Source organism: Vibrio sp. JZG10, from assembly GCF_054064075.1.
This window is the reverse complement of record NZ_JBSUGE010000003.1, coordinates 1-25338: the sequence shown is the minus strand read 5'-3', so window position 1 is coordinate 25338 and position 25338 is coordinate 1. Positions and strand designations below refer to the sequence as shown.

The 25338-nt window shown below is 44.6% G+C and carries 27 protein-coding genes, 1 tRNA gene and 2 rRNA genes; 4 read left to right on the top strand and 26 right to left on the bottom strand.

Features of this window, described 5'->3' with window-relative positions:
- Window positions 1-131: 131 nt before the first annotated feature.
- The 10 genes from ACWYVB_RS04905 to ACWYVB_RS04860 all read right to left on the bottom strand — a co-directional run bounded on the left by ACWYVB_RS04905 (window position 132) and on the right by ACWYVB_RS04860 (window position 7791).
- Entirely contained in the window at window positions 132-1181 is a 1050-nt protein-coding gene (locus ACWYVB_RS04905) for a porin (RefSeq protein ID WP_253658290.1), read from the bottom strand.
- 215 nt (window positions 1182-1396) lie between these two features.
- A complete protein-coding gene (locus ACWYVB_RS04900) occupies window positions 1397-2266 on the bottom strand; it encodes a metal ABC transporter solute-binding protein, Zn/Mn family (protein ID WP_457528177.1) in 870 nt (289 codons plus the stop codon).
- A 22-nt stretch (window positions 2267-2288) separates the two neighbouring features.
- A complete protein-coding gene (locus ACWYVB_RS04895) occupies window positions 2289-3164 on the bottom strand; it encodes a metal ABC transporter permease (protein WP_457528175.1) in 876 nt (291 codons plus the stop codon).
- Window positions 3164-3892, bottom strand: coding sequence for a metal ABC transporter ATP-binding protein (locus ACWYVB_RS04890; protein WP_256952673.1), 729 nt, complete (start codon window positions 3890-3892; stop codon window positions 3164-3166). Before ACWYVB_RS04890 ends, ACWYVB_RS04895 begins: the two co-directional genes overlap by 1 nt.
- Window positions 3892-4818, bottom strand: a complete 927-nt coding sequence (locus ACWYVB_RS04885) for a metal ABC transporter solute-binding protein, Zn/Mn family (RefSeq protein ID WP_006741228.1) — start codon at window positions 4816-4818, stop codon at window positions 3892-3894. Before ACWYVB_RS04885 ends, ACWYVB_RS04890 begins: the two co-directional genes overlap by 1 nt.
- Before the next feature lie 22 nt (window positions 4819-4840).
- Window positions 4841-5395, bottom strand: a complete 555-nt coding sequence (locus tag ACWYVB_RS04880) for a DUF6162 family protein (RefSeq protein ID WP_167427193.1) — start codon at window positions 5393-5395, stop codon at window positions 4841-4843.
- Window positions 5392-5712, bottom strand: coding sequence for a hypothetical protein (locus tag ACWYVB_RS04875; RefSeq protein WP_065645581.1), 321 nt, complete (start codon window positions 5710-5712; stop codon window positions 5392-5394). The genes ACWYVB_RS04880 and ACWYVB_RS04875 overlap by 4 nt, the downstream gene beginning before the upstream one ends.
- 42 nt (window positions 5713-5754) lie before the next feature.
- Entirely contained in the window at window positions 5755-6585 is an 831-nt protein-coding gene (locus ACWYVB_RS04870; RefSeq protein ID WP_457528172.1) for a DUF4198 domain-containing protein, read from the bottom strand.
- Window positions 6586-6600: 15 nt separating this feature from the next.
- Window positions 6601-7140, bottom strand: coding sequence for a DUF2271 domain-containing protein (locus tag ACWYVB_RS04865; protein ID WP_457528170.1), 540 nt, complete (start codon window positions 7138-7140; stop codon window positions 6601-6603).
- A 21-nt stretch (window positions 7141-7161) separates the two neighbouring features.
- Window positions 7162-7791 carry a PepSY-associated TM helix domain-containing protein gene (locus ACWYVB_RS04860; protein ID WP_457528169.1) on the bottom strand — a complete coding sequence of 210 codons (630 nt, stop codon included), beginning with the start codon at window positions 7789-7791 and terminating at the stop codon, window positions 7162-7164.
- Between the two features lie 379 nt (window positions 7792-8170).
- Here ACWYVB_RS04860 and ACWYVB_RS04855 point away from each other — a divergent pair, with 379 nt between their 5' ends.
- The gene (locus tag ACWYVB_RS04855; RefSeq protein WP_301606958.1) at window positions 8171-8659 is read left to right on the top strand and encodes a hypothetical protein; all 489 of its coding nucleotides are present in this window, start codon (window positions 8171-8173) and stop codon (window positions 8657-8659) included.
- A gap of 67 nt (window positions 8660-8726) precedes the next feature.
- Here ACWYVB_RS04855 and ACWYVB_RS04850 read toward each other — a convergent pair whose 3' ends face one another.
- The 10 genes from ACWYVB_RS04850 to ACWYVB_RS04805 all read right to left on the bottom strand — a co-directional run bounded on the left by ACWYVB_RS04850 (window position 8727) and on the right by ACWYVB_RS04805 (window position 19050).
- Window positions 8727-9899: a tetratricopeptide repeat protein gene (locus ACWYVB_RS04850; RefSeq protein ID WP_124007438.1), complete on the bottom strand. Its 1173-nt coding sequence runs from the start codon at window positions 9897-9899 to the stop codon at window positions 8727-8729.
- Entirely contained in the window at window positions 9896-10516 is a 621-nt protein-coding gene (locus tag ACWYVB_RS04845; protein ID WP_006741220.1) for an energy transducer TonB, read from the bottom strand. The genes ACWYVB_RS04850 and ACWYVB_RS04845 overlap by 4 nt, the downstream gene beginning before the upstream one ends.
- Entirely contained in the window at window positions 10516-10920 is a 405-nt protein-coding gene (locus tag ACWYVB_RS04840; protein WP_005374257.1) for an ExbD/TolR family protein, read from the bottom strand. The genes ACWYVB_RS04845 and ACWYVB_RS04840 overlap by 1 nt, the downstream gene beginning before the upstream one ends.
- Window positions 10917-11471: a MotA/TolQ/ExbB proton channel family protein gene (locus ACWYVB_RS04835; RefSeq protein WP_017635540.1), complete on the bottom strand. Its 555-nt coding sequence runs from the start codon at window positions 11469-11471 to the stop codon at window positions 10917-10919. Before ACWYVB_RS04835 ends, ACWYVB_RS04840 begins: the two co-directional genes overlap by 4 nt.
- Complete coding sequence (locus ACWYVB_RS04830; protein ID WP_054866882.1) at window positions 11471-12838, bottom strand: MotA/TolQ/ExbB proton channel family protein; 1368 nt, start codon at window positions 12836-12838, stop codon at window positions 11471-11473. The genes ACWYVB_RS04835 and ACWYVB_RS04830 overlap by 1 nt, the downstream gene beginning before the upstream one ends.
- The gene (locus tag ACWYVB_RS04825; protein ID WP_005374260.1) at window positions 12839-13606 is read right to left on the bottom strand and encodes a DUF3450 domain-containing protein; all 768 of its coding nucleotides are present in this window, start codon (window positions 13604-13606) and stop codon (window positions 12839-12841) included.
- Between the two features lie 74 nt (window positions 13607-13680).
- The gene (locus tag ACWYVB_RS04820) at window positions 13681-15780 is read right to left on the bottom strand and encodes a TonB-dependent siderophore receptor (RefSeq protein ID WP_457528165.1); all 2100 of its coding nucleotides are present in this window, start codon (window positions 15778-15780) and stop codon (window positions 13681-13683) included.
- Window positions 15781-15987: 207 nt separating this feature from the next.
- The gene (locus tag ACWYVB_RS04815; RefSeq protein WP_457528163.1) at window positions 15988-17361 is read right to left on the bottom strand and encodes a histidine kinase sensor domain-containing protein; all 1374 of its coding nucleotides are present in this window, start codon (window positions 17359-17361) and stop codon (window positions 15988-15990) included.
- Complete coding sequence (locus tag ACWYVB_RS04810; protein WP_457528161.1) at window positions 17361-18026, bottom strand: response regulator transcription factor; 666 nt, start codon at window positions 18024-18026, stop codon at window positions 17361-17363. The genes ACWYVB_RS04815 and ACWYVB_RS04810 overlap by 1 nt, the downstream gene beginning before the upstream one ends.
- A 70-nt stretch (window positions 18027-18096) precedes the next feature.
- Window positions 18097-19050: a lactate/malate family dehydrogenase gene (locus ACWYVB_RS04805; RefSeq protein WP_457528159.1), complete on the bottom strand. Its 954-nt coding sequence runs from the start codon at window positions 19048-19050 to the stop codon at window positions 18097-18099.
- 239 nt (window positions 19051-19289) lie between these two features.
- Between ACWYVB_RS04805 and ACWYVB_RS04800 the strand changes: the two genes are divergently transcribed.
- Window positions 19290-20000, top strand: a complete 711-nt coding sequence (locus tag ACWYVB_RS04800) for a glycerophosphodiester phosphodiesterase family protein (RefSeq protein WP_457528157.1) — start codon at window positions 19290-19292, stop codon at window positions 19998-20000.
- Between the two features lie 35 nt (window positions 20001-20035).
- Here the strand turns inward: ACWYVB_RS04800 and ACWYVB_RS04795 are convergent, their stop codons facing one another.
- Window positions 20036-20518, bottom strand: coding sequence for a L,D-transpeptidase family protein (locus ACWYVB_RS04795; protein WP_048624649.1), 483 nt, complete (start codon window positions 20516-20518; stop codon window positions 20036-20038).
- A 289-nt stretch (window positions 20519-20807) separates the two neighbouring features.
- Here ACWYVB_RS04795 and ACWYVB_RS04790 point away from each other — a divergent pair, with 289 nt between their 5' ends.
- Window positions 20808-21803: a 2-hydroxyacid dehydrogenase gene (locus ACWYVB_RS04790; RefSeq protein WP_264302544.1), complete on the top strand. Its 996-nt coding sequence runs from the start codon at window positions 20808-20810 to the stop codon at window positions 21801-21803.
- An 85-nt stretch (window positions 21804-21888) separates the two neighbouring features.
- Window positions 21889-22245, top strand: coding sequence for a YibL family ribosome-associated protein (locus ACWYVB_RS04785; protein ID WP_005374274.1), 357 nt, complete (start codon window positions 21889-21891; stop codon window positions 22243-22245).
- A 163-nt stretch (window positions 22246-22408) separates the two neighbouring features.
- On the opposite strand, the gene ACWYVB_RS04780 is transcribed toward ACWYVB_RS04785, so the two are convergent.
- The 5 genes from ACWYVB_RS04780 to ACWYVB_RS04760 all read right to left on the bottom strand — a co-directional run.
- Window positions 22409-23440 carry a cytosolic protein gene (locus ACWYVB_RS04780; RefSeq protein WP_457528153.1) on the bottom strand — a complete coding sequence of 344 codons (1032 nt, stop codon included), beginning with the start codon at window positions 23438-23440 and terminating at the stop codon, window positions 22409-22411.
- 103 nt (window positions 23441-23543) lie between these two features.
- Window positions 23544-24305 (bottom strand): cytosolic protein, encoded by a 762-nt coding sequence (locus ACWYVB_RS04775; RefSeq protein ID WP_457528151.1) that lies wholly within the window; start codon window positions 24303-24305, stop codon window positions 23544-23546.
- 277 nt (window positions 24306-24582) lie between these two features.
- Window positions 24583-24673 (bottom strand) — tRNA-Ser (locus ACWYVB_RS04770).
- Window positions 24674-24774: 101 nt separating this feature from the next.
- A 5S ribosomal RNA gene (gene rrf / locus ACWYVB_RS04765) occupies window positions 24775-24891 on the bottom strand.
- Between the two features lie 93 nt (window positions 24892-24984).
- Window positions 24985-25338: ribosomal RNA gene (locus ACWYVB_RS04760) — 23S ribosomal RNA — on the bottom strand; the annotation flags it as partial.

The following is a 25338-nucleotide window of genomic DNA, read 5'->3' as shown; positions in this document are numbered from 1 at the left end:
GTTGGGGTACCTAAGCACATCATTACCAGTGTCTCTTATAGCCAACGGAAAGCAGAAAGAAAAACGCCTACTCACAATGAGTAGGCGTTAACACAATAAATGTGTTTAGGCAGTAGAAACTGGCCTATTTATTAGAAGTAGTAACGAGCACCTAGAGTCCAGTAGTCGTTCTCTTCATTGTTGTAGTCGTTACCTAGGTCAAACTGGTAACCAGCGAAAGTAACGAATGCAGGAGTTACTGCGTATTCTGCTTGTAGCGCAGTTTCGCTTGAAACTGTCTTGTTGTCTTTGTCGTCTTCTACACCTTCGTAGTTAACGCTGAACGTCCAATTGTTGACTCCGTACGCCAGTAGGCCCTCAAGCTGAGTAGTTTCTTCACGCATTTGGTAGAAGTACTCGTTCATGCCGTATACAACAGCTGCGTACAGACCAGAGCCATACTCACCGTAATTTACAGAAATAAGGTGTGATTCAGCAGTTTTAGTACCTAGACCAGAATTCTCAACATCACCGCCGCTGTATACATAGCCAAGACCGAAGCCCGCGACAGAGCCGCTTAATGCGATTTGACCACGTTGGTCATACTTGCTGCCTTTAGAGACGTATTCTGGAAGACCTGTGTTAGGGTTTTGTTGTAATGATAGGCCTCTATCATCATTTTCACCTTGCCAACCAAGACCTAGGTTGAAAGCAAAACCTTCGCCAAACTCAAAGCTTTTACGGTAGCTGATCATTTTTTCAGCACGACCAGTACCTAGATTGTTGTGATTGTCGTACAAAAAGTCGTTCGCGAACGCGATTGGTAGATCCGCAACGCCAGCGACATCGTAGTACGGAGACCACTGTGTACCTCCCACTAAACGGCCAAACTGCTGGTGGGTCGCGCCGATGTAGCCCAAGCGAGTTGAAAACGACTGGCTACCACCATTTAGGTAGTTAAGTGCCCATTCGCCTTTAGCATCGATAGTAATACCGTTGCCAATGTCTTTCTTACCCGCAACGTTAATACGTGGAGATACTTGGTGAACTTTTACTTCTTCTTCGAAATACTCACCCACGCCAACTGAAACGTGACCGCCGATCGATAAAGATGTACCATCGCTGTTGTAAACTTCTGCTGCGAAGGCCTGTGAACCACATGCTAGTGCCGCCACTGCAACGGCTAGAGTTTTCATTTTCATTGTTAACATCCGTATAGTTGTTTGTACCGGTTCGCTTAGAGACAGATTAAATCCGAATCAATCGCAACGAACACATAACAAAGTAGTAATGAAATAGAAATGAAACAAACACTTTCTTATGCAACCAGTGGTATTAATGCTCACGTTTTGAACTAAGTCACAAAAAAATAGGGAACTTTTCATTCCCCATCATAAAATCTGTGGCTTTTTACGTGTCACATCTCCCAACGTGCGAGTGGCTTCTCAGTTTTGATACCCTTACTGCCCCAGCGGTCAATAACATCAATTTGCAGTATACGACTCGGTTTAATAAGCGATGTCAAGGTTTTCGACGGTCGTTTATCCGTCACTAACCATAGCGTTTTATCTTGTTCAAACTGAGCTTTTAAAGATAATTTGTCTTCTTCTGTCCACTCGAGTTCTGGCTTAAATTCGCGCCCAACCACAAACAATTGGTTGCCAGAGGCAAAGTCCTCTAGTGACTCACTCATCAGTACCACTGAATCGATGCCTTTATCGAAGATCTCTGCCTGTTGTTGGTTGATCAGTTCACGCACATTGAGCATAAAAGCCTGTTGATTCGTTTGAATCGCCTTTTGGTGCTCAGGATATACACGTTGTAGATCCTCTCCAACAATGCCCGCCATTCGGATTAAGTTTGTAGGGTTCAGCCATGCGTACTTCGATGTTGACCCGTTTTCCAATGTCAGTACTGCAACTCCTTGAGCTCTCGGAGAAATGGCCTGCGATGCATCGATTTCAATCAAGTGAATGTTGCCCTGTCGAGCGTAAACATAAGTCGGGTCTTGTTTCCAAATCGCACCAAGAGTAATAGCAACCGTCGCGGCTTGACCCGCTTGCTTAACTTGCTCTGTACCTTTATTTGCGAACCAGTTCTCAAGACGCTCGACGCCGTAACGCTTTGGAGGCAGATACTGAGTCTCTATCCTTGTACCTTTCATGAGTTGCTCAGACAACATGTACGTGACGGGAGTGCTGGTTAAAATGTCTTTGGCGCTTGCCAACGATGGAAGTGTCGTCGCTATAACCAAACCAAAAGTTATCGCTAATTTTTTTATCTTCATGTTCATTACTTTATAAAAAGGGTTACGCTTTTTGGATAATTCGGTAAACCGTTGCTGTTAGGAAAAAGGCCGCAGAAACAATGATGATGGATGCGCCTGATGGCACTGGTAGCTCAAACTCCATCGGCAGTATGGTTCCGACTAAACACGCAATGGTTGCCAATAAAGAAGAAAGGAGAACGAAACTGCCCATGCGTTTAGTCAATAACCTAGCCGTTGCACCAGGAATCAGTAGCAATGCACCAACCAATACCGCGCCAATAATCTTTACCGCGGCGATGGTGACCAAGGTGATCATCATGACAAATAAGTAATCATAAAAGCTGGTATTAAAGCCGCGTACACGTGCAATATCCGGGCTAATACAAGTCAGCAAAATGCGGTTAAACGTTGGAATAAGAAGCAGTAATATGATCAAACAACTGATCGCTAAAATAAGGATATCGTTGTCCGTCACAGTCAAGATCGAGCCAAACAACACGTTCTCCAACATGTGAATGTTGATCTTACGAGCAACGTACATTAACAGCGCAGCACCAACCGCTAACGCTAGCGCAAGAAAAACCCCAACCAGTGTGTCGTAAGGTACATTCGTACGATTACGAACAAAGTGAAGCAACAGCGCAAAAATCATACAAAAGCTAAACAAGCCGATGATCGGATTCTCTGGCGGCTCACCGAGCAACACACCAATCGCGATTCCGGTAAGCGCAGCGTGCCCAACCGCTTCAGAGAAAAAAGCCAGTCGCTTGGCGATGACTAATGTCCCAAGACCACCAAGTAACGGTCCTAATATCAGCGCTGCCACAATTGCGTTCACCATGAAGGCATAAGAAAAGCTATCGCTTAACCATCCAGCTTCAACGCCGCTAACCGCTAACTCTCGTAACCAATCCATTATGCAGCCTCCACTTTTGCTGTGTAGTGCTTGAATAATGTTTCTATACGATCAGGACTTAACACATCTGAGTGGTGCCCTGACGCCACAATTTGACGATTTACGACATGGACCTGCGCGTCTAAACGGCGCACTGCGGTCACGTCATGGTGTACTGCCAGTACCGTTTTGCCTTCTCCAACGACTTCATGAATCAAACCTTCAAGGTACCGAACACCTTGCTCGTCCATCCCAGTTGTAGGTTCATCTAAAACCAATAAATTGGGCTCATCCAGTAAAGCTTGCGCAAACAAAACACGCTGTTGCTCTCCGCCAGAGAGTTGCCCCATACGACGATCGCAACGCGTTGCCATGCCCACACGCTCAAGCTGGGCTAGAGCATGTTGAGTTTGCTTTGTTTTACGTCGCCAAAATAGAGGGATACGGGTTTGATTAAGCAGCACAAAATCCATCACGGTTAACGGGAGGCTTGCCTCGAACATCGCCTTTTGTGGTACATATCCTATCTTACCCGATGCAGCTGATGGCTCTGGCCAATTGAGTGCAATGTTTCCCGAAAATGGTGTTAGCCCAAGTATCGAACGAAGCAAAGAGGTTTTCCCACCACCATTCGGCCCCATGATAACGTGGCATTTAGCGCTCTCGAATTCAGCGCTGATGTTCTGCAAAATAATATTGTCGGCGTATTTTAGGCCCACGTTACTTAAGGAAACGGAAGGTCCAGTCATTACGCCTTTTCCCCTGCTCGCTTGCTCGCAACAAACTTCATTGCTTCAATGAGCGTTTCCACGTTATCTCGCATCTCAACCTCGACTTTATCAGCCTCATACTCACCGTGAGTCATGTGAGAAAAGCGATAAAGCTGCACCCCTGTCGCCTCTTCGATGGTATCAACAAAACGGTTCGGCATATTGAGCTCATAGAACAGCACATCAATGCCCGATTCACGAATTTTCTCAATCGTTTCCTGCAACTGACTGGCACTTGGTTCAACGCCATGAGCAGGCTCAATGACAGCGGCGACGTCAACACCAAACTCCTGAAGGATATAACCGTAAGCATTATGGGTTGTCGCCACCTTCATACCAGCCGTGTCCAACTCTCCAAGAGACAACATCGCATCACGCTTCATTAGGCGGAAAGTTTTCGCATATTTACGAGCATTTTGGCGATAAAAAGTAGCGTTGTCTGGGTCCAGTTTACTTAGCTCACTCGCGATGGTGTAAACCTTTTGAATAGTGGTCGATAGACCAACAAAGGTGTGAGGGTTCACTGCACCTTGACCAACTGACTGCCCCATCGCCGGTAACAGAGGCACTTCTTTGTTCGCTTCGATAACCACGAGATCATCACGCTGAGAGGCTTTGATCACTTTCAGTGCAAAATCGTCATGACCAATACCATTGATCACTATCGCATCCATTTCATTCAAACGTTTAAGATCATTGGGTTGCGGTAAATAGTTATGAGGGTTAAAACCAGCATCGACCAGAGGAATGATGTTCGCCTTGTCATCAACAACAGCTTTGACATAGCTGTAATAAGGTTGAAGCGTAATACCAATACTGAGTTTATCGGCAGCAAAGCCTGTAGAAGACACCGTCAATAACACGGTGGCTGTAAGAATACGACGTAAAAGAGAGCGTTTGATCATAGTACTTATCAATTATGTTGTCTTAATGGGCGTGAGAATGGGAAGAAGAGGAATCTGACAGAACGATTTGTTGCCAGCCATGCTGGCGGCGTTTTGCTAGATCGCTTAGTACCTCCGCATTTAACGATCGGCTAGAATCACTAAACCAAATATCAGCTTGAGAGCCACGGCTATCCAGAAGCATAGAGGCAGAACCTTGGGCATTTTTCTTCATGCCAATGTAGACTCCGTCATCGATTCGTTTCCACTGATGAGACCCTTTGCGCTTCCAATTTTGGTCTTTTACGAAAGGAGCAATCCAAAGCGCCTCCATGTCAGAGACCTCAGGCCAAGTTCCAGTTTCTAGCTGCAAATCACGAATCTCTTCATGAGCAAGCTTAAGTTCAGCGATCAAACCCAACTCGTTTTGATGTAAGTCCGTGATTAAAACTTGATGAGCCTGTATGTCTGGCTTTTCAGTCGCGACCTGATGGTAGGGCATAATTATGGCTGCAGAACCGAGAATCACTGCGATTGTCAGTGCGACCCACTTTCCTTCTCGGTTACCATCATCAGGGCGAACTTTCTGTACACTCATTTCTCTTTCAGCTCAACGATATCTACTTCCACCGGGCTTTCATGTCCGGCATCAAATACCAAATAGAAATCTGTTTCAGGGTGAGTAAATTCTGCGATGGAACGCTTATCTGTTTTTTCTTTGGCGATCAGATTGTCGTCGTAATCGTACATTTCGACATCGTAGTCGACCGCTGTCGATCCATCCGAGTAGCCCGCTTCACAAATCACTTTATCTTGCGCCAAGTGACAACTCATCAGAGGGAAATGTGCAGCAGCGTGAAAAGAAGTAAATCCAGAAAAAATCAAAGCAGCTTTGAGAAGAGAAGTGTTATTCATGATGATTCCAAAATGGCCCAGCGATTGCTGAGCCTAATTCGATTAGTTAAGTTGAGTTTCAAACGTAAGGTGAACATTGGCACTCGCTTTATCCGCCAATGGATTATCTTTTAATTCACCTTTGTAGTTCGCTTTCATTAAGTAGCGCCCTGCGACCTCTGGCGTGAAGATCACTTTGCCATCTTTATCACTCACCACATCGATTTGTTCTTGATGGTTTCGGTACATGGTGCCTTCACGTGTGATCTCCGCTCTGACGCCCTCTTGTGGCTCACCATTGAAGAAAAACTGGAAAGAGACTGGTTCACCTTCAATGATGTCCGATGGATGCGTGATCGGCTTCATCTCCAGCATTTTGCCTTCAATCTCCAACGCTTTGTCCGTTGGCATACCAACCGTAATGTAGCTTTCTGCTCGGGTGTAGCTTAGTTGAGTAACCACATCACGTGCTTGCTCGGGAAGCACATCACCACGCTCAGCTTTGTTTGCTCGCGCCCACTTCACCGTATCACGACGACCCGCTTTGTATTGGGTGTAGTAACTCGGCTGATTATTGATCGCGACTTTGTGCGTGCCTTCTTCCGTAAAAAAGAAATCAAACATAGAACGACGTTTGCCACGAACAACAAAGTTAGGACGCTCAGAACGGCCATCCGGCATCACCACGAACGCTTGGTCACTACCCGCAGGCTTGTCAAAAACAAACGTTCCGTGAGAAGCAGTAACATCAAATGTCAGCCAGTCACCGCCTTCTTTTGAAACCGTAAAGTGAGAAGGCAGAACCCAACGTGGATGCGCTTGTGCGGTGGTTGTTGTAGCCAATCCCATTGCCATTACACTCGCCAATGCCACTGCTTTGATTTTGGTTTTCATTGTTGTGTCCTTTAATCACTTAACTTGATAATTGACGGTGATGACACCCGTCTCTTGAGTTGGTTTAAGCTCATAGCGCACTTCACTGTCCGCTAGCGTTATTTTTTGACGTAAGTAGTTACGCCCACCGTGTTCACGAACGACTTCGACGTACAATGTGTAATTTCCCTGCTCCAAACGCTCCCCTGCGTCATTGGTTCCATCCCAGACAAAGCGGTATTGACCAGCAGGACGTGTTGCTGACGTCACCGCATCAACAAGTTCACGATCATAACGACCCGCTTTTCTCCACCAGCTGCGTAGATCTTTTAACCATTCGTCTTTCCCTACCCATAACTGAATGGTTTTAACCGGTTTACGCTGATCGTTTTCAACCCACACCGCCACATAAGGGCGTGCGTACATTGAAGTGTCTATCTTTGGAAGTTCGAATTCGAAATCGATCTTCGCGTTATCTGGTAAAGGAGCCGCAGAAAGAGAGAAAGGAGTAAAAGCCGCGATCAAAGCGGCTTTACAAAAGTGATTACAGCGGAAAAATCTTCCTGGGTTCAACATAAGTGTTCTCTAAAAAAGCTGTTATGGAACAGCAACAAAATAAATCACGAGCGACAGTAACGTACCAAAGCTCATCCATTGCATTGACGTTCTAAGCGTCTTCTTCTTAGGCAGTAATAAGCACACACCTGTTAGAGCAAAAAACACCATCAAAAGCGCAGTGACGTCGATAAACCACTTCCAAATCCCACCACTGTTGCGACCTTTATGTAGATCGTTCAACAACGCAACAATACCGTAGTGCGTCGTTTCAACATCTGCCGCACCAGTAGTCATATCAATAAAGACCGTAGCGTTATAACCCGGGCCTTTAAAATCCATAGACAGCTCTCCGAGTAACAACTCACCTTGCTCAACTTCGGTATACACATCTAATGCGGAGGGAGTACCGCGAAGCTCGGTTTCCTTAGTCAAAAAAGCCACCAGTTCTTCACGATTAGGTTGAAAAGTATCTGAATGTGAAAATAGAACTGAGTGCGGAACCGTCAGAGTATGTTGTTGAATGATAGGTTCACTGCGTTCAAACAATTCGGGGCGATTGAGGGTAATACCAGTTACTGCAAAAAACAGCGTAACTAAGAGAAGAGCCATCGAAATATAGATATGTAGGCGGCGAGCCCAAGTTTGAACACCTTTGCTTTTAAGCAGCATAGAAACAATCATCACCAATAAATGTGGGGCATAATTTAGGTGATAATCATTCGTATTGGCATTTAATTTACATTGTTTACTTTTTCAATTCAGCTTGGCTGGCGCATGTTGTAACTATTTGCGCCAATATGAGTGACCAATTGCCTACCCTCTAGATAATAACCCTATTGATTTTAATGACTCAAAATTTAATGATATTTCCAATACTAAAAAGTGGGATAGACTCCACCAAAATGCGCCTTTATGTATATTTAATGAAAAACTTAAAAGCTATCGATAAGCTAGATTAAAAAGGTAAGCTAAGAAGTTAGTGTTGGGTTAGATAGAGAAGATTTTCTGATGCTAGCCAAACGTTATGGTGCAGTTCAGAAGGAAAAATATGAACAAGAATGTTGTAATAATTCTCTTATCACTTTTCTCAAGTGTCACTTTCGCAAGTGAAAAGTTTGAAGCCAGTTTGTTTAACAACGTAAGCCAATCTATTGATAATTATGGTGCTAAGATAAAGCTGTGCGAATCTATGGCAGACCAGAATACACCTGATAAACAAACCCTAGAGTATTCAAAGAAGCATATAGAAGCATTAACTCCTGTTCTGCCGTTTTTAAGCGAGAAAGCTTTTGAGGCTTGTGTATTAAAAGAGAAGCAAGAGCTAGCATATTATCTATTAATAGCAAAAAATAACGCTTCAAGAACCTCAACATTAAAGCTTGTAGAATCAACTGAAAGCCTTACTTTTCATATCGAACCTACATCGAGAGAAAAGTTTGAAACACTGAGCAAAGTACATCAAGAATATATAGAGAAAAGCCCTTTTTTCTCCCGACCATTTGATGCATTAGCCTTTTATGAAAAGCTCATACAATAAATAGCCTTTATGACTTTAGACAAAAAAATACCCGAGACTGAGCTCGGGTATTTAATAAAAGTGTTCGCTATGAGTTCTGCGTCGATTCTACTTTGCGTAGCTGTGATAGATACTTAACCCAACTTTTTGCCTGATTCGACGGTTTAATCTCATTCGCTCTTTTGGCATTAGCGAGCGCATCGTCAAACCGCTTAAGTTTGTAGTAAGCGCGAGTTTTGATAAGTGCGACATCCGCCTTACGACCACTGACCTTATCGAGCGCGGCAAGGGCATCTTTATAGTGGCCTTCTTGCACCAATAATTGAGAATAGTTCCAGTAATACTGTCGGTCTAACTGAGCAGCAACACGCCAACTATCGATAGACTCTTCCCACTCTTTTGCCATTTGCCAATACGTCGCTTGCTGAGCTTTCAGTTTACTATTCGAGTTTACATCCTCTAGCTCGTTCATCACCAACGCAGCTCTCTCAGGAATACCTCGTTTCGCGTACAATTGTGCCAGCAGCTTTAAGTCATCTTGGCTAAGTTGTAATCCTTTCAGTTTTGCCAACGCCAAAGAGTCCAGAGCACGTTTGTTGTCATCAACACGCAGGTAAAGAGCAACAAGCTGACGCCACCATTCAATTCGCTCAGGTTCAATCGCGATCAATCGTTTGATGGTCGAGATTGCCGGCTTCCACTTTTTCAGTTCTAGCTCAGCAGAAAGCTTTATCGACAATGCGCCAAGCTTGTCTGGCTGACCAAACTTCTCATAACGAGCCATTGCTGAAAGCACTTTCTGCCACTGACTCAGTTGATAATGAGATTGGGAAATACGCAGCCATAGCTCATGCGCTTTTTGACCTTTAGGAATGTTTTTGCTCAAGGCATAGTAATGAGGTAACGCCTTAGAAAAGCGTTGCTCGTTCAGCAGTATATCTGCCAACATTTTTCGGGTTTGCCATGCTTGCTCATCTTGTAGCAAACCACTATTGACTGCCAACTCAAGTTGCTTAATCGCCGCTTGAGTTTGCTCGTTCTGCCAGTAAAAAATACCCAACATTCGAGCGACATAAGCTTGGTCATATCCACGAGAAAGCTCCATAGCTTCAAGAGATGAAATCGCTTCTTTTAGTTTCTCCTCTTGAGCCAAGTTATGTGCTCGTTGAACTCTCGCGGCAGTGTATTGGCTTAACTCACTGGCAATAGTTGAGAGTACACTCAGACTTAATACCGTACCGATTAAGAATTTTTTCATCATTTGGCTAACTTGAACTCCACTTTAGCGGTTTGTCCATACTGCTCAATTGACACACCATCCTCAACTTTTGGCTGATACTTCCATTTTTTAAGCGCACGAATCGCTTCTCTTTCGAACATACGCTGTGGCTCAGCCTCGATCACTTCAATATCTTTTGGTCGTCCCGTAGCGTCGATCGTGAAACGCATAATGACATAGCCTTCAACTCTACGTTTCAGCGCCTTACTTGGATAACGAGGATCAACACGATACAACGGCAGTGCTTGTTGGTTACCCATTGTTCCCTTCAAGTTTGGCGCGCTGATCGCGATACCTTCAAGAGCAGTGTTCAAACCTAAAGCACTGACTGGCGTCATCTGGCTCATTGGCTCCATTTGAGTGTCAGCTTGAGACAGATCCATTGGCTCCGGCGCTTGGGGTGGTTCTGGTTGCTCCGGCACTGAACGTTGACGACGCTGCACGTCTGCTTCATTCTCTACCATCACCATATCAAAACGAACGGCTTCTGAAGCTTCTGGCGCACGCTGGTTGCCTTTATCAACCATCCACGCCATAAAGCTAAACAAGCTCACAGAAATTAACAGTGATGCTGGTAGTGCAAGTAACAGCCTGCCCATTAAGGTTTCTCCGCCGCCAATGCAATGTTTTTCACACCTGCCGCCTTTGCAGCGTCCATCACTTTCACGACAGTGCCATTATAAGCATGCTCGTCAGCTTGGATAACTAACGAAGCATCAGGCTGATCAAGTAACAAGTGCTCAATAGAGGCCTCAACACGCTCAATATCAACCACTCGTTTGTCGATGTACACGTCATTTGCTGCCGTTACCGCGATAAAAATGCCCGCATCTTTTTGGCTTACCACATTAGAAGCCTGAGGGCGGTTCACTTCTACACCGGATTCACGTACAAACGAACTGGTCACAATGAAGAAGATCAACATGATGAAGACGATATCAAGCATCGACGTTAAATCGACTTGAGCTTCATCTTGTTGGTTAGGTCTGCGTCCGAGTCTCACTTTTGACTCCTTAAAGATTGTTCTAACTGGATAGCTTTTCGTTCACACACTTTGCTAAGGCGAGCATGAATAAACATACCCGCAAGCGCTGCTACCATACCCGCCATGGTTGGCAGCGTAGCAAGTGAGATACCAGAAGCCATCAATTTCGGATTGCTGCTGCCTTGCGATGCCATTACGTCAAACACCGTAATCATGCCCGTCACCGTCCCTAACAACCCTAGCATTGGGCAAACCGCCACAAGCAGCTTAATAGTCGATAGGTTTTGGCGCAGTTCGATTTGCGCTTTTGCAATCCATCCTTCACGGATTTGATGCGCGTACCAAGAGTGGTGCTCTGATCTTGCTTGCCACTGCTCACAAAGCTGTTTCTTTACCCCAGGGAAAACCGTTGTGAGATAAATAACTCGCTCCATAACCAACAGCCAGCACACCGCCACGACGGCAGCCAGCCACCATAGGATTTGACCACCTTGCTGCATAAAGCTCATTAAGGTTGTGGCCCAATCCTCACTGATCAAACCCAATGTGCTGAGTAGGATCTGCTCCATTACGCTGCGTTCTCCGCTAAGGTGTTAGAGTGACTTTTGTTGCTCGGCATATCACGCTCAGCTTGTTCTGCAACTAAACCGATGCCTTGCTTTTCTAAGATACTGCGAATATTTTCTGCTTGAGAGCTCAATACGTTGTGCGCCAATAACAATGGCATGGCTGAAACAAGGCCAAGTACAGTAGTTACAAGCGCCATCGAAATACCACCCGCCATTACTTTCGGATCACCATTACCAAATTGAGTGATGACTTGGAAGGTTTCGATCATACCCGTTACCGTGCCCAGTAGACCAAGCATAGGAGCCAGCGCAGCAAGAAGCTTCAGCATCGACAACCCTTTTTCTAGGTGGGTTTGCTCATCAACAACGGCTTCCAAAAGACGTAGCTCTAACGCTTCTACGCTGCGATGCTTATCTTTCTGATACACCGCAAGCACACGACCCAAAGGGTTGTCTCCTGGCTGCGCTGGAGTTTTCAGTTGCTTCATGATTTTCTGGCGCGAAATCATCAGAGATGCACCACGTACGAGAGCAATCAATAGGCCGATAGCTAATAAACCAAGGATGATTTTACCGACAACGCCGCCTGCATTTAGGCGATCAGCCAAAGTCGGTGAGTTTGCGAGCTGCTCAAGAAGAATGCCGCGTGACGGGTCAATGACAAGCGCATCAATGTCACCAGAGGAAATAGTATTCGCTGTTGGACCGCTTTCAGGCTGACGAAGATAGTTTACCGCATCTCCGCGTTGACCATTCCACTTAACGTAGCCAGTGTCATCCAGCAGCGCCATAGAACCAAGACGAACGCCATTAACCGTTTGTTCACGACCTTCGCCATTTAGCAGTGTGAAAGAGACGTTTGCCATCTCACCACTTGCTTTGATTTGTTCTTCCATGCTGCGCCACATCGCCTGAAGTTGGGTCAACGTTGGCAGTGATTTAGCCGCAACAATAGCATCGATATCTTTCTGATATGAGTTTGCATCTACACCCGTTACTGAGCTCTTGAGCTCTGACTCTAGCTCTTTTGCGTTCTGGCGAACGACGCCAAATAGCTCACCTAAGCTCCCGGTTTCTAGACGTAGCTTTTCTTCTAGCTGCGCCAGTTCCGCTTCGTTTTCACCGAAAGTAACACTTAATGAGTCCGCTTCTGCTTGAAGAGCAGCCCGCTCTGCAGCCAATTTATTCTTTATAGCCTGTAGCTCTTGCTCTGTTTTCTTAAAACCTGATTCACGCGCGACATTGTGCGATTGCTGTTGACGATTTTCTTGCTGCGCCTTTTGTAACAACGCATCACTAGCAACAGTTGTATGAGGCATTAATGCGGCTGTCGAGATTAGTGCAACCGATAACCATTTTTTCATCATTTATTTGCCCTCCGCAGCGGTTAACGACACTGGCAGAGTTAACATACTCGGCGCGATCTGTTTATTCGCCATAGCGAACGCTTTATCTAGCTCTGATTTTTGCTCAGAACCCACTTGTTGCCATGCTTGTTGTTGCTGTGACCAGCTCCAAAATGTGTCACCAGATAAGCTACGCGCTACCAAAGACAAACGCCCTAAATAGAGAATGTCCGCCTCCACAGCTTCATTGTCACCCAGGTTAATCTTACCTTGGTAAACGCCAAGCTTGGTGCCGTAATCCATTTCAATTTGGTACGCTTCTAAAATACGACGAAACTTCTCTGCATCCGCAACGTCTGCACGCGTCATCATGGAATCCAGCTTTGCAATTCGCTCCTCACGTTGCGCTTTGCGTATAGGCTTGTCGTTAGCGACGAGCACTTTTAAGCCCTCAAGCATGTGATACATCAAAGGCACGACACCTTGACGAGTTTGAGCAATCTGCTCAATTTGCTCGTTCAAGCTATCAACTTCTTGATTTTGGCTCTCAACAAGGCTTGCAAGATGATCGCGATAAATCTTCAAGTTACCGACTTCCTCTTGCAGCTGCTCAATTTCAGCTTCTAGAGTAAGTGATTTTTCTGCGCTTGCATCAATACGTTTTTGGCTTACCGCCGACGACTGGTTTGTTTTACTCTGCACAGCTTGTGCATCGTTTAAGTTCGCCGCGTGAGCGGGAATCAAAACCGATGATATCAACAGAGCGATACTTGATTTCATTAGATTCATACGAGTTATATTTCTGTGTTCCAAAAACGACCAAAGGGGAAGACTACCCTTCCCCTTTAATAATCAAATTGTTATCAGTACTTGAACTGGATTGTTGCCATGTAGTTGCGGCTTTCTCCAACCACAACCCCACTCGCACCTTTTTGCTCGCTATTCGTGCTACCACCACCTGCGAAGTAGTCGGTATCGAATAAATTCTCGACATTGAATCGAGTAATGATATCCAAGTTTTCATCGTACTTATGTTTGTATGACACGCCCATATCAACGCGAGCGTAGCCATCTTTCTTGAAGGTGTTCTTTGCATCACCGTAGCGATCACCTTCATAAATCAAACCGAGGTTTAGGTTCGTATTGTCCTGAACCTTGTAGCTAGACCATAGACTTGCCGAGAACTCTGGCACATCTGCAGGGCGGTTACCCTCGAATTTTTTATCCGCTTTCGTCAACTCTGCATCCAAATACATTGCAGAAGCCGTTAGCGACAACTCTGGGATCACAAAACCTTGAGCCATTAACTCAGCACCTTTGTGAACTTGCTCACCACCTTGCGTTTTCTTGTGTAGGAGATTACCGCCCGCGTCTTTGCCGCTTTCAACATCCAGCGAGATATTCTCTAATGTGATATCAAACACTGCACCGGATACAAATAAGCGCTGATCGAACAGTTCCCACTTAGTTCCGATCTCGTAAGAGATACCACGCTCTGCGTCTAGCTTCTCGCCATCGTTCACGTAAGTTTTGCCACGACCACTGCTGACTTCACCTTGCGGCATAAAGCTTTCAGAGTACTGAACGTAAACCGAGCCATTTGTCGCTGGGTGGAAAATCACACCAAACTTAGGAGAAACTTGATTCTCTGTCAGGTCATCATCACGCTTTTCATCATAACGAACCCCTGCAAGTACTTGCCAAGACTCGTTGATAGTCATCATGTTTTGCGCGTAGATACCCCAAGTATCGTACTCAGTTGTTGGTGATTTCTTCGAACTACGATAGCCAGGCTTAGGCACCGTTTCTCCTGGCGCAATACTCGCCTCATTATGAAATGCCATAAAGCGATCATAACTGTAATCTAAGTAGTTAGCGCCCACTAACAACGTGTTTTCCGTACCGAACAAAGTAAAGTCCGTCGTCACATCTATATATGCAGTATCAAACACCCAATTATCGGTGCGATCGTTGCCTCGATGCTTAATCGTATTGAGCTCTTCATACTGATCAAATTTAGGGTAAGACTCCACATCAAAACGCTTAAAGTCTTGGCGGTTGTAACCTGCTTTTACGTTTACATTGTCAGTCACTTGAGCATTAATATCGATACCATAGTTTTCTACATCGTTATCAATTTCAGACCACTGCGCATCCCAAATGTACTTATCACCGCGAACCGCTTTGCCATCGACAATGTATGCACCAGAATCCACGCTACCATCGTCTTTCGTGCGATCGTAATGCGCTGACACCATAAAGTTGTCGGTGATGTCGTACTCAACCACTAGGCCCGCAACCGTACGATCCGTTTCTGGCTCGGTACCATCGCCGTAGCTGCGCCAAGAGCCGTAGCTTTCTTTGGCAAAAATTGCGCGCGCGCGCAGTGTCTCTGCATCATTTAGCGCGCCACTCACATCAAGCACCGTGCGTGAGTGATCATTCGAACCTAGATCTTGACTCAAACTAGCTTGTGTTTGAGTTGTTGGTTTTTTCGAAACCATGTTTACCAAGCCACCCGGCTCAGATTTACCGTATAGCAGGCCTGATGGACCTTTAAGCACTTCAACACGCTCTAAAAGCTCAATTGGCTGGCGGTAGTGTGACCAGTGTTGACGGCCATCACGAAGAAAACCGTCTGAACTGCTAAGTTCAAAACCACGTAGAGAGAAACGTTCGCGGTTACGGCTTGTACCACCCGCGCTAACACTTGCATCGTTACGTAGCACTTCACCAAGTGTACTTGCACGCTGCTCATCAATTACCGTTTCATCGATAACCGCTACTTGTCCTGGCGTTTCCAGCTGCGTCATTTCCATGCGCATTGCTGTACTGTTTGTATCCGCCTTGTAGCCGAACTCTCGACCTTCTACAACTACATGTTCGTCTGTTTGAACGTCCGCCACTGCAGGTGTTGCTAACACCGCACCGATCACTAGCGCCAAATGGCTCTTAGTAAACATATCCTTTCACTCCGATTATTATTTTTCGGGTCACATGCTTGTTGAATGCGATTCCCTCTTAGTTATTTCGCGGGTGAATATAAGTGATAAGTATTACCATTTGCATTAAATTTACATTCTTTGCATTTGCAAACTTTTGTAAAGTACTCTCTGATGACGAACCACAATAACGTGATCAACATCACGGTTAATAAGACTTAACCATACTTACTGCTTGAACACCAAAGTAACACTCAGACCTCCTTGTTCACGATTTTTCGCCGTAACGGATCCACCCATAATGCGCATAGATTCTTTGACAATCGCGAGACCTAAGCCGTAGCCGCCAAGCTTCTTATCTCTTGACGCATCTAAGCGAGTAAACGGGTCAAAAATATCGACCAACTTGTTCTCTGGAATACCAGGCCCATCGTCGGATACAGACATGGAAATCAATTGCTGCCCATCTTTGACATGATTAGCCAGAGAAACTTCTATCTGAGATGCTTGCCCTGAATATTTGATGGCATTTCCAACAAGGTTATTCAAACAACGAATGATGAGCGTTTCTTCGCAAAAAGCTTTGGCGCATGTTGCGTCTGAACGGAATGACAATGTTTGTTCTGGTTTTAAATCGATTTTGCACCGCTCTACTTGCGGTGCGAGCAACACCTCTAAATCAAGGCGTTTCGCACCTTTGTCGAAACGCGCATTTTCCAAGCGACTGAACTCCAAGATATCGCTTATCAAATGGTTTAGCTCTTTAGCTTCGTCTTCTAGCCTGGTCACCAAGCTTTGCTCGTTCTCCCCAACTCGCTTCCGCAAAAGGTGTAGAACTAAATTCTGTCTTGCCAACGGCGTTCGGAGCTCGTGGGAGACATCTCTTATAAGCAATCGCTGCTTTTCGGCAAGAGAATGAATTTGCTGTGTCATGTGGTCGAAGTCTTGCGCCAGCTCGTTAAACTCGCGCGTATTCGATTTTAACTCTTTCACCACACTGACATTAAAGTCGCCGTTAGATAGCTTTTTGCTTGCTTCTCTTAAGCGATCAAGCGGCTGTTGTAAGTTACGTGCCATTAGCAATGAGAACAACGCCAAAATAACTACCGCAATCACCACTTTGAGAATAGAGAAATATAAAATGAAGTCATGTGCGGGATGCAGTCGATGTGGCAGTTGAATCACCAAGCTATTATCTTTAACCAAAGGGATATTGATAATCGGGCGATTTACCTTTCCCTCAAGTTGATCATCAATACTTCTTTTAAATTGAAGCTTGAACTCGAAGTGTGGATGCATTAAACGGTGAGTGACGGGTTGCTGGTGCTCATTCAGCACAAACAGATAAAAGTTTTGCGCGTTCGCCCAGTCAGCAAGTTCATCCATGTCTCCGTGCTCAATCAGCACATTGGCTTGATGTGCAAGATCGAGCATTTCTTCTCGCACACTGTCCGGCACTTTTAGCATGGCTTTCACGAGAGCTTGCTCCGCCATTGCTTGTACGACCAAAATACTTATCACAATTGCAGTCATATAACTAAACAACTTAAACGCTAAGCTGTCTTTACGTTTCGCGATAAAAGGTGGGCACGTGAGCTTCATTAATTGTTTACAGCCTCTAGGTAGCTGTAACCTTTGCCACGGAAGGTTTTGATATGTTGCTTAGAGAGCCCTGCTTCTACTAGCTTGCGACGTATATTACTGATGTGCATATCAAGGTTGCGGTCAAAAGGGCTTAGCTCTTTCTTTAATACTTCGGTTTGGAGTTCCGCTTTTGAAATCACCACACCTTGGTTTTTGACTAAATAGCTCAGTAATTCGGCTTCCGTGCTTGTGAGTGGTAAGCTATTGAGCTGATCACTGATCGTTTGAACGGTACTGCACATCGCCTGACGTTGGCGCTCTAAACCAACACGACGAAGAATCGCTTTGATGCGCATCAGAAGCTCAGCAAAATTAAAAGGCTTTCCTATGTACTGATCGGCTCCCGCTTGGTAGCCATCAAGCATCGAGTTTTCATCATTAAGAGCAGTAAGCATTAGAATAGGTGTCGCGAAGCGTTGACAGATTCTACGGGCAACTTGCATGCCGTTAAGGTTTGGTAACATGACATCAAGCAGTACAAGATCTACCGGCGTTTTTTCCATATATTGCAAAGCACTTTCACCGCAATGTACAGAAGAGACAATATAGCCCTCCTCTTGCAAAACTGCTTCTAATAGCTCACACAAAGGAACGTCATCATCCACTATCAAAACTCGAGACATTACCACTCACCATTCAAATAAAAATGGTTCGCATTCTATTACTCATTTACAAATTAAACAACTACACATCCTAGGGCTTTAGCTTCGTCTGCTTAGCGACATTTTCCGCGATGTGTTTTAAATGGGTGCTGATCGTTTTTAATGTGACAAGCTCCTCTTCAGTAAAGGGATGCATCAGAACTGAATTTGCTCCGTTTTTTCCAATAACCGTAGGTAGGCTGAGAACAACATCATGCAAGCCATATTGCCCCGACATCATCGTACCGACGGGCAACACCGATCGTTCGTTAATCGTCACAGCTTGAATGATTCGAAAGACACTGGCGGCAATGCCATGAACGGTGTTCTGCTTACGCCGAAAGATTTCGTATCCCGCCTGTTTCACCGCCTCAAGAAGTGCGTGCGGATCAATTCTCTCAATGTTATGGGTATCGCAGTAATAGTCGGCCGGTTGCCCAGCGATAGAAATTAAGCTCTTAGGAGTAAAGCAATGGCTACCATGCTCTCCTAATACATAACCAAACACGTTCTTCGGGTCTAGGTCTACACGGCCAGCAACAATACTCATTAAACGAGCGGTATCAACTACACAGCCACTGCTAATAACTTTACTCGGCTCAAAACCGGTGTTGGTGACAATAAAGTGCGCCACGATATCGCATGGGTTTGACACAACAATCAACACCGCATTTGGCGCTACACGCTCTATTTGACGCGCAATATCAACTCCAATTTGAGCATTAACCTCAGCAATATCCAAACGAGTTTGTCCTTGTTTAATCTGCGTACCAGCGGTGATAACAACAAGAGAGGCTTCGAGTAAATCTAAGTAATCATCCGACGGCATAATGCGTGTGTTTTTTGAAAAAGTCAGTGCCATCGTGTGACGAAAATCAAACACTTCACCCTCGGCACGTTCTAAATTTTTATCAAGTAGAACAAGCTCGCTAAAACCACCCAGAGTGAGTAAGTAATTACATACTCCCACACCAACAGCACCTGCACCAATAACACCGATCTTCATATTTCTCTCTCCCGATAACCATGATGCACTCGCAACTACCTTGCTCTTTAAAAATGAGCGGCAGGAGAATAAAAGTCCAACTTTGGTTCATGATTCGACAGGAGTTCTTCCAACGACCTACCTTGACGAATGGGCGATTTGGCTTTTATTAAGACGATCTGACAACATGCACCTTGAGGTATATCTTCAAAGCAAAAAACGAGTACAATCTGCTCATCACAAAGCAGAAGATGAAGAACATGGAAACATTAGTAATTGGTCATCGTGGTGTTGCTGGCTCATACCCAGAAAATACAAAAGTGAGCGTTCAGGCCGCCATTGACCTCGGATTAAATTGGGTTGAAGTTGATGTACAACCGACCAAAGATAATGTTTTAGTGGTTTGCCATGATCACACCATAAATCGATGCAGTAATGGACAAGGGCGTGTCGATGAACTGACTCTGGAAGAGTTAAAGGCGTTGGATTTTGGTAGCTGGTTCAGCACAGATTTTTCAGGTGAGAAAATCATGACATTAGATGAGCTGCTCACTTTAGCTACTGAGCATAAGCTTAACTTGAATATTGAAGTTAAGGTAGATCGCCACCCAGCAGAAGAAGTGGCACAAGCTCTCGCCAACGTACTGGCAAAAAGTCCCATGCCGCAAGAGAAGGTACTACTCTCCAGTTTTAGTCATGATGTCATTAGAGCGCTGCATAAATACTGCAATGAGTATCGATTAGGTGTATTGAGTGAATTCTTAACGAGAAAAGATAAACGCCTTTTGGAAGAAGTTAACGCCTATAGCTGCAACCTAAACATTAACTGGGTTCGCTCGCGCCAAATAAACAAACTCCAGCAGGCGGGTTACAAAGTGATGTGTTATACAGTGAACAATCCAAACAAACTGAAGTACCTACCTCAGTTAGACGGTATATTCAGTGATCATCCACAACGCTTTATGCCATAGCACATACCACCTTGAGCTTCAGAGGCACCATTTCGTTACCACTCAATCTGAATTGGTGTCCCCATCTCTACAAGCTGGATAAATTCATCCATCTCTTCATTGGTAATCGCAATACACCCATTGGTCCAATCAAAGCTTTGGATATAAATCGGCAACTGACTCTCACCGTTTTTTAAACCATGAATTTTGATGTTCCCTCCTGGGGACACACCTCGGCGCTTCGCTTCCAACGTATCAATCGCATCAGGGTAGCTAATATGCACAGAACGATAAAAAGCCGAGTCTTCTATGACGTAATCTAAGGTGTATTCGCCCTCAGGTGTACGATTGTCTCCCTCTTCTTGTTTATGCCCTTTAGGGTTCGCTCCTAAAGCAATGCGGTATTCTTTTAGTATTGTGCCTTGTTCCATTAAATACATTCGACGCTTTGACTTGTCGACTTTAACAAAATCTACAGCTGCATGGACGCCAGAAGCCAACACACAACACAAGAACATTGAGCACCATTTCACTGACATTGCCGGAACGCCTAACCTAACTAAAGTGAACAAGAAAAGAGCGATTATGCTAGTCAGTTAGCGCCCGTAAAGCAAACAGTATCTAGGGTAGACCCTGTATTACCCCAGGAGCTAATGGAATGAACGCACAAGTGCAGAATCGTAAGATAATACTCATTGAAAGGCGTGATCGTTATCGTTGTTTGATATGGCAAAAGTTAAAGAGAAGATTTCTCTATTCATTCCGCCTAAGTTGCATTACTTTATAAGTATATTTATTTATAAAATCCGCACTTTTTGAGAGGGAACCATGATTAATATTGCTTTTTTTAGTGCAAAATCCTACGACGAGGCCTCTTTTAATAAAATTAAAAATAACCGAGATTTTCAATTCCACTATCACGACTTCCGGCTAACCGAAAAAACCGCCAAAATGGCACATGGTTGCGATGTCGTGTGTGCTTTCGTCAATGATGACCTTTCAGCTCCCGTTCTTAAACAGCTTTCTCTGGGCGGAACTAAGCTTATTGCCATGCGCTGCGCGGGTTTTGATAAAGTGGATCAACAAGCCGCTAAAGAACTTGGCTTACAAGTGGTTCGAGTTCCTGCTTACTCACCAGAAGCGGTGGCTGAACACACAGTCGGTTTGATGATGTGCCTAAATCGTCGCCTCCACAAAGCCTACCAACGCACACGTGACGCCAACTTCTCGCTAGAGGGCCTAGTTGGCTTTAACTTTTACGGAAAAACCGTTGGTGTCATTGGTACAGGTAAGATTGGTATCGCGACGATGCGTATCTTCAAAGGGCTTGGCATGGAGCTGCTTTGCTATGACCCTTACGAAAATCCATTAGCACTAGAAATGGGAGCGCGTTACTGTTCGCTTGAAGAAATCTACGCTAATGCGGATATTATCTCTCTCCATTGTCCAATGAGTGAAGAAAACTATCACCTATTGAACGAAAAAGCCTTCGCGCAAATGAAAGATGGTGTGATGATCATTAACACTAGTCGAGGCGAGTTGCTGGATTCACTAGCGGCGATAGAAGCCTTGAAACAAGGTAAGATTGGCGCGCTTGGTCTAGACGTGTATGACAATGAAAAAGACTTGTTCTTCCAAGATAAATCTAACGATGTCATCGTAGACGATGTTTTCCGTCGCTTATCAGCTTGTCATAACGTGTTGTTTACTGGCCACCAAGCATTCTTGACTCACGAAGCACTTAATAATATTGCCTCAGTTACGCTCGATAACGTCGAAGCCTTTTTCTCTGGTAACGTATCGGGCAATGAACTGATTAACTAAAGCCAGACAATCGAGAAGTATAGTAGAGCGTGTGATCTCAGCTATGCTATACTTCTCGACTATTTAAAATTTGAGCCAAATTACCATGAGCATAAAAACTGATATTCAAAAGCTGCACAACCGTTTAGATACATGCCAACGTAAACTTGATGCGGCACGTTCTCGTGGTGATCACGAAATGATTACAAAGTTCACGGATGAAGTAGAACAGCTAACCAAAAAGCTTAACCAGTTAAAGCATAAGCAAAACTATGAGCTGAACAAAGAACGTAAAAGCTTACTTGATATGCCATTCTCTCGTGAAATCACCAAAGCAGAACAAGCGGACATCGGCAAACTGAAAAAACGCGTACGCGGCTTAGTAATCGTTCACCCACTAACAAAAGTTGGTAAAGAGCTTCGCCTCGATGTCATGACAGGCTTTGCGCCAAAAGAGTTTTAAACTCATATTAATACTCGTTGAGCCTAAGCATTTGCTTGGGCTTTTTATTTTGTACTGCTTCATTAAATGTCATCGAAATATCAACCCATAAGCTCCTAAAAAGGCCAGCGACAAAAGCCACGGACCTATTTTCAACCAATACCGTCTGCATTACATCTCAACGCTACGACAGTTGCTGCAACTTGTGCTCCACAACGGGGTCATTCGGAACTAACTGCTGAGCCACTTCCAAAAGTTGTACTGCATCTTGCGGATTGTCATGCTCATGCTTCATCGCAATATCAACAAGTGGCTGAATATCGATTTGCGCTTGATACTCCTTCACATGTTCTTTCTTTTCTTCAATTAGCACATTATGAGCGGTACTCAGTAGGCTCAAACGATGTTGTGAACTCGCATTCGCCTTGTTAAGACACTGATAGTAATCTTCTTTTAATCGCAGCGTTTTAGTCTGATGACGAAACTGCGCTATATCTATCTTCTGATAACATATAAAGTCTACAGCCACTTGCTTATAAAAACCGAATTTATTCAAATACGTCGCGTGTGTACCATGTCCCATACCGAAGACTCTCAAGTGAGTGAGCTCTGGGTAGCGTTTGGCGTGAAGACGGTCGATTTCATTGGTTGGATCATAAATGATGTAACCTTTTGCATCTCCAAGGTCGAGGTCGTGGTACTTTCCTTCCCAATCAAATTGTTGGGCAAGTTCAGTACTTGGCCTGTCATCCCATGGCACTAGCACTTTGTTTTTTGTACTGACCGGGTGAAACATCAATACTTGATCCAACTTTAATAGATTGGAAAAAGCGCCAATAGCAAAACCACCGCGGCTAAGGCCATAACCTAAACGGCATTCAAAAGGCTCAAGTAATGTCGATAACTGCTCTAGAAAGAAAATCAAATTACGGCTGCGAAACCAGTTACCTTTCCCAAGGTGCTGAAAAGAAATAATATTTACTTTTTGTTTCTGGGCTAATCGATAGCCCCAAGGCGCAAAGTCTGAGTGTAAGTCCTGTACTTGTAGATTCGTACCAGCAGGGGAAAAGGTGAACAACAGCGGTTTATTTCGGTCGACAAACTCATACTTAACAAACACATCATCAAGTAAGTCCTCCCCGGACATCGGTAGCCTGGTTTGCTGTTCTTCACGAGAAAGAGCCAGCCATTCATCCAACCAGTACAGTAACTTCATTAATCCTCCATCTAAATTGCGCCTAGCAATTGTGTTAAAAATCTAGTTTTTAGTGTGTGATCATCTCCCCCTGGTTACAGGGGACTCTGATATCAGTCCTCTTTTAAAACAAAGCGTGAATTTGCTTATTAAATTGGTCAATATCTATGGTTTGATGACGAACAAACTCCTTCGCCACCAGATTAAAAAATTCTAATTTATCTAATTGTGTGGATTGAGTGCCGTGCCCCATACCGACGACTTTTAAATGAGTTAGCTCTGGGTAACGTTCAGCATGAAGACGATCAATACGATTGGATGGGTCATAAATAATATAACCTTTGGCATTGCCCAAATCTCGATCATGGTAGCCGCTTTCCCAAGCAAACTGCTGAGCAAGCTCAGTGCTGGGCCGATCATCCCAAGGCACTAAAGCTTTATTTTTTGTGCTCACAGGATAAAACAACAAAAGATGTTCTAATTTCAGCAAGTTAGCGAACGCGCCAATTGCAAAGCCACCTCGACTTTGCCCATAACCCAAACGACATTGGAAGGGATGAAGCAACTCAGACAGCTGCTCCAGAAAGAAAATCAAATTCCGACTACGGAACCAATTACTTTGTCCTAAATGTTGAAAGGCAATAATGTTTACTTTTTGTTGTATTCCGAGCTCGTAGCCCCAAGGAGAAAAATTCGGAGTTAAATCTTGTACCTGCACATCAGTGCCGGAAGGAGAAAATGTGAACAACAATGGCTTGTTAAGATCGACGAGTTCATACTTAACAAAAACATCATCAAGTAAATCGTAGCCAGAAATTGGTAAAGCAGCCTTTTGCTCTTTTTGAGTAAGCGCTTGCCATTCATCTAACCAGTAAAGTAGCTTCATTTTTTCTCCAAGCACATCAGCAGTATTTAGACTGAAACTCTATCAAAATGCTTTTAAGCATCCCACGTTGAGACTTAACAAAGCTCTACTTAAAGCCCAAATGACCTATGGAAATGTCTTCGATTGAAGATATTACTGCGTAAACTACACCCAAAGTGAGTACGCTAAAGAACTTAGAGAAAGGGCCGGAGAAAAGCCAATTAGAAGTTTTCGATAACAGCTGTTAAAAAACAGCAGATACAAAAAAACCGCTGTAAGAACAGCGGTTTTTTAAAGGTGGCGGAGAGATAGGGATTTGAACCCTAGATACGCTATTAACGTATGCCGGTTTTCAAGACCGGTGCTTTCAACCACTCAGCCATCTCTCCACAAATTGTCACTAAAACTTAGTCTTATACTATCGATGCTAATTTTTAGTTTTGCCTTCAATTATCTTAATTAAAAAAAAAACTTGAAAGCGATATTTAAAGCCTGGCGATGTCCTACTCTCACATGGGGAAGCCCCACACTACCATCGGCGCTATTTCGTTTCACTTCTGAGTTCGGCATGGAAGTCAGGTGGGTCCAAAACGCTATGGTCGCCAAGCAAATTCTTTAATTCGGAAAGCTGTTTCTTAATTCTCGTTCTTACACATTCAACGTTCTTTCATTGAGTCCATCAAAACCCCTTGGGTGTTGTATGGTTAAGCCTCACGGGCAATTAGTACAGGTTAGCTCAACGCCTCACAACGCTTACACACCCTGCCTATCAACGTCGTAGTCTACGACAACCCTTTAGGATACTTAAAGTATCAGGGAGAACTCATCTCAAGGCTCGCTTCCCGCTTAGATGCTTTCAGCGGTTATCGATCCCGAACTTAGCTACCGGGCAATGCGTCTGGCGACACAACCCGAACACCAGAGGTTCGTCCACTCCGGTCCTCTCGTACTAGGAGCAGCCCCTTTCAATTCTCCAACGCCCACGGCAGATAGGGACCGAACTGTCTCACGACGTTCTAAACCCAGCTCGCGTACCACTTTAAATGGCGAACAG

What these genes read in the sequence shown, in the direction of transcription:
- ACWYVB_RS04825 (WP_005374260.1), bottom strand. Translation starts at nt 13,606, where the DNA reads ATGAATCTAATGAAATCAAGTATCGCTCTGTTGATATCATCGGTTTTG.
- ACWYVB_RS04805 (WP_457528159.1), bottom strand. Translation starts at nt 19,050, where the DNA reads ATGAAGATCGGTGTTATTGGTGCAGGTGCTGTTGGTGTGGGAGTATGT.
- ACWYVB_RS04780 (WP_457528153.1), bottom strand. Translation starts at nt 23,440, where the DNA reads ATGAAGTTACTGTACTGGTTGGATGAATGGCTGGCTCTTTCTCGTGAA.
- ACWYVB_RS04815 (WP_457528163.1), bottom strand. Translation starts at nt 17,361, where the DNA reads ATGAAGCTCACGTGCCCACCTTTTATCGCGAAACGTAAAGACAGCTTA.
- ACWYVB_RS04820 (WP_457528165.1), bottom strand. Translation starts at nt 15,780, where the DNA reads ATGTTTACTAAGAGCCATTTGGCGCTAGTGATCGGTGCGGTGTTAGCA.
- ACWYVB_RS04845 (WP_006741220.1), bottom strand. Translation starts at nt 10,516, where the DNA reads ATGGGCAGGCTGTTACTTGCACTACCAGCATCACTGTTAATTTCTGTG.
- ACWYVB_RS04905 (WP_253658290.1), bottom strand. Translation starts at nt 1,181, where the DNA reads ATGAAAATGAAAACTCTAGCCGTTGCAGTGGCGGCACTAGCATGTGGT.
- ACWYVB_RS04875 (WP_065645581.1), bottom strand. Translation starts at nt 5,712, where the DNA reads ATGAATAACACTTCTCTTCTCAAAGCTGCTTTGATTTTTTCTGGATTT.
- ACWYVB_RS04855 (WP_301606958.1), top strand. Translation starts at nt 8,171, where the DNA reads ATGAACAAGAATGTTGTAATAATTCTCTTATCACTTTTCTCAAGTGTC.
- ACWYVB_RS04850 (WP_124007438.1), bottom strand. Translation starts at nt 9,899, where the DNA reads ATGATGAAAAAATTCTTAATCGGTACGGTATTAAGTCTGAGTGTACTC.
- ACWYVB_RS04835 (WP_017635540.1), bottom strand. Translation starts at nt 11,471, where the DNA reads ATGGAGCAGATCCTACTCAGCACATTGGGTTTGATCAGTGAGGATTGG.
- ACWYVB_RS04830 (WP_054866882.1), bottom strand. Translation starts at nt 12,838, where the DNA reads ATGATGAAAAAATGGTTATCGGTTGCACTAATCTCGACAGCCGCATTA.
- ACWYVB_RS04895 (WP_457528175.1), bottom strand. Translation starts at nt 3,164, where the DNA reads ATGGATTGGTTACGAGAGTTAGCGGTTAGCGGCGTTGAAGCTGGATGG.
- ACWYVB_RS04795 (WP_048624649.1), bottom strand. Translation starts at nt 20,518, where the DNA reads ATGTCAGTGAAATGGTGCTCAATGTTCTTGTGTTGTGTGTTGGCTTCT.
- ACWYVB_RS04900 (WP_457528177.1), bottom strand. Translation starts at nt 2,266, where the DNA reads ATGAAGATAAAAAAATTAGCGATAACTTTTGGTTTGGTTATAGCGACG.
- ACWYVB_RS04800 (WP_457528157.1), top strand. Translation starts at nt 19,290, where the DNA reads ATGGAAACATTAGTAATTGGTCATCGTGGTGTTGCTGGCTCATACCCA.
- ACWYVB_RS04880 (WP_167427193.1), bottom strand. Translation starts at nt 5,395, where the DNA reads ATGAGTGTACAGAAAGTTCGCCCTGATGATGGTAACCGAGAAGGAAAG.
- ACWYVB_RS04885 (WP_006741228.1), bottom strand. Translation starts at nt 4,818, where the DNA reads ATGATCAAACGCTCTCTTTTACGTCGTATTCTTACAGCCACCGTGTTA.
- ACWYVB_RS04890 (WP_256952673.1), bottom strand. Translation starts at nt 3,892, where the DNA reads ATGACTGGACCTTCCGTTTCCTTAAGTAACGTGGGCCTAAAATACGCC.
- ACWYVB_RS04870 (WP_457528172.1), bottom strand. Translation starts at nt 6,585, where the DNA reads ATGAAAACCAAAATCAAAGCAGTGGCATTGGCGAGTGTAATGGCAATG.
- ACWYVB_RS04860 (WP_457528169.1), bottom strand. Translation starts at nt 7,791, where the DNA reads ATGCTGCTTAAAAGCAAAGGTGTTCAAACTTGGGCTCGCCGCCTACAT.
- ACWYVB_RS04810 (WP_457528161.1), bottom strand. Translation starts at nt 18,026, where the DNA reads ATGTCTCGAGTTTTGATAGTGGATGATGACGTTCCTTTGTGTGAGCTA.
- ACWYVB_RS04790 (WP_264302544.1), top strand. Translation starts at nt 20,808, where the DNA reads ATGATTAATATTGCTTTTTTTAGTGCAAAATCCTACGACGAGGCCTCT.
- ACWYVB_RS04775 (WP_457528151.1), bottom strand. Translation starts at nt 24,305, where the DNA reads ATGAAGCTACTTTACTGGTTAGATGAATGGCAAGCGCTTACTCAAAAA.
- ACWYVB_RS04785 (WP_005374274.1), top strand. Translation starts at nt 21,889, where the DNA reads ATGAGCATAAAAACTGATATTCAAAAGCTGCACAACCGTTTAGATACA.
- ACWYVB_RS04865 (WP_457528170.1), bottom strand. Translation starts at nt 7,140, where the DNA reads ATGTTGAACCCAGGAAGATTTTTCCGCTGTAATCACTTTTGTAAAGCC.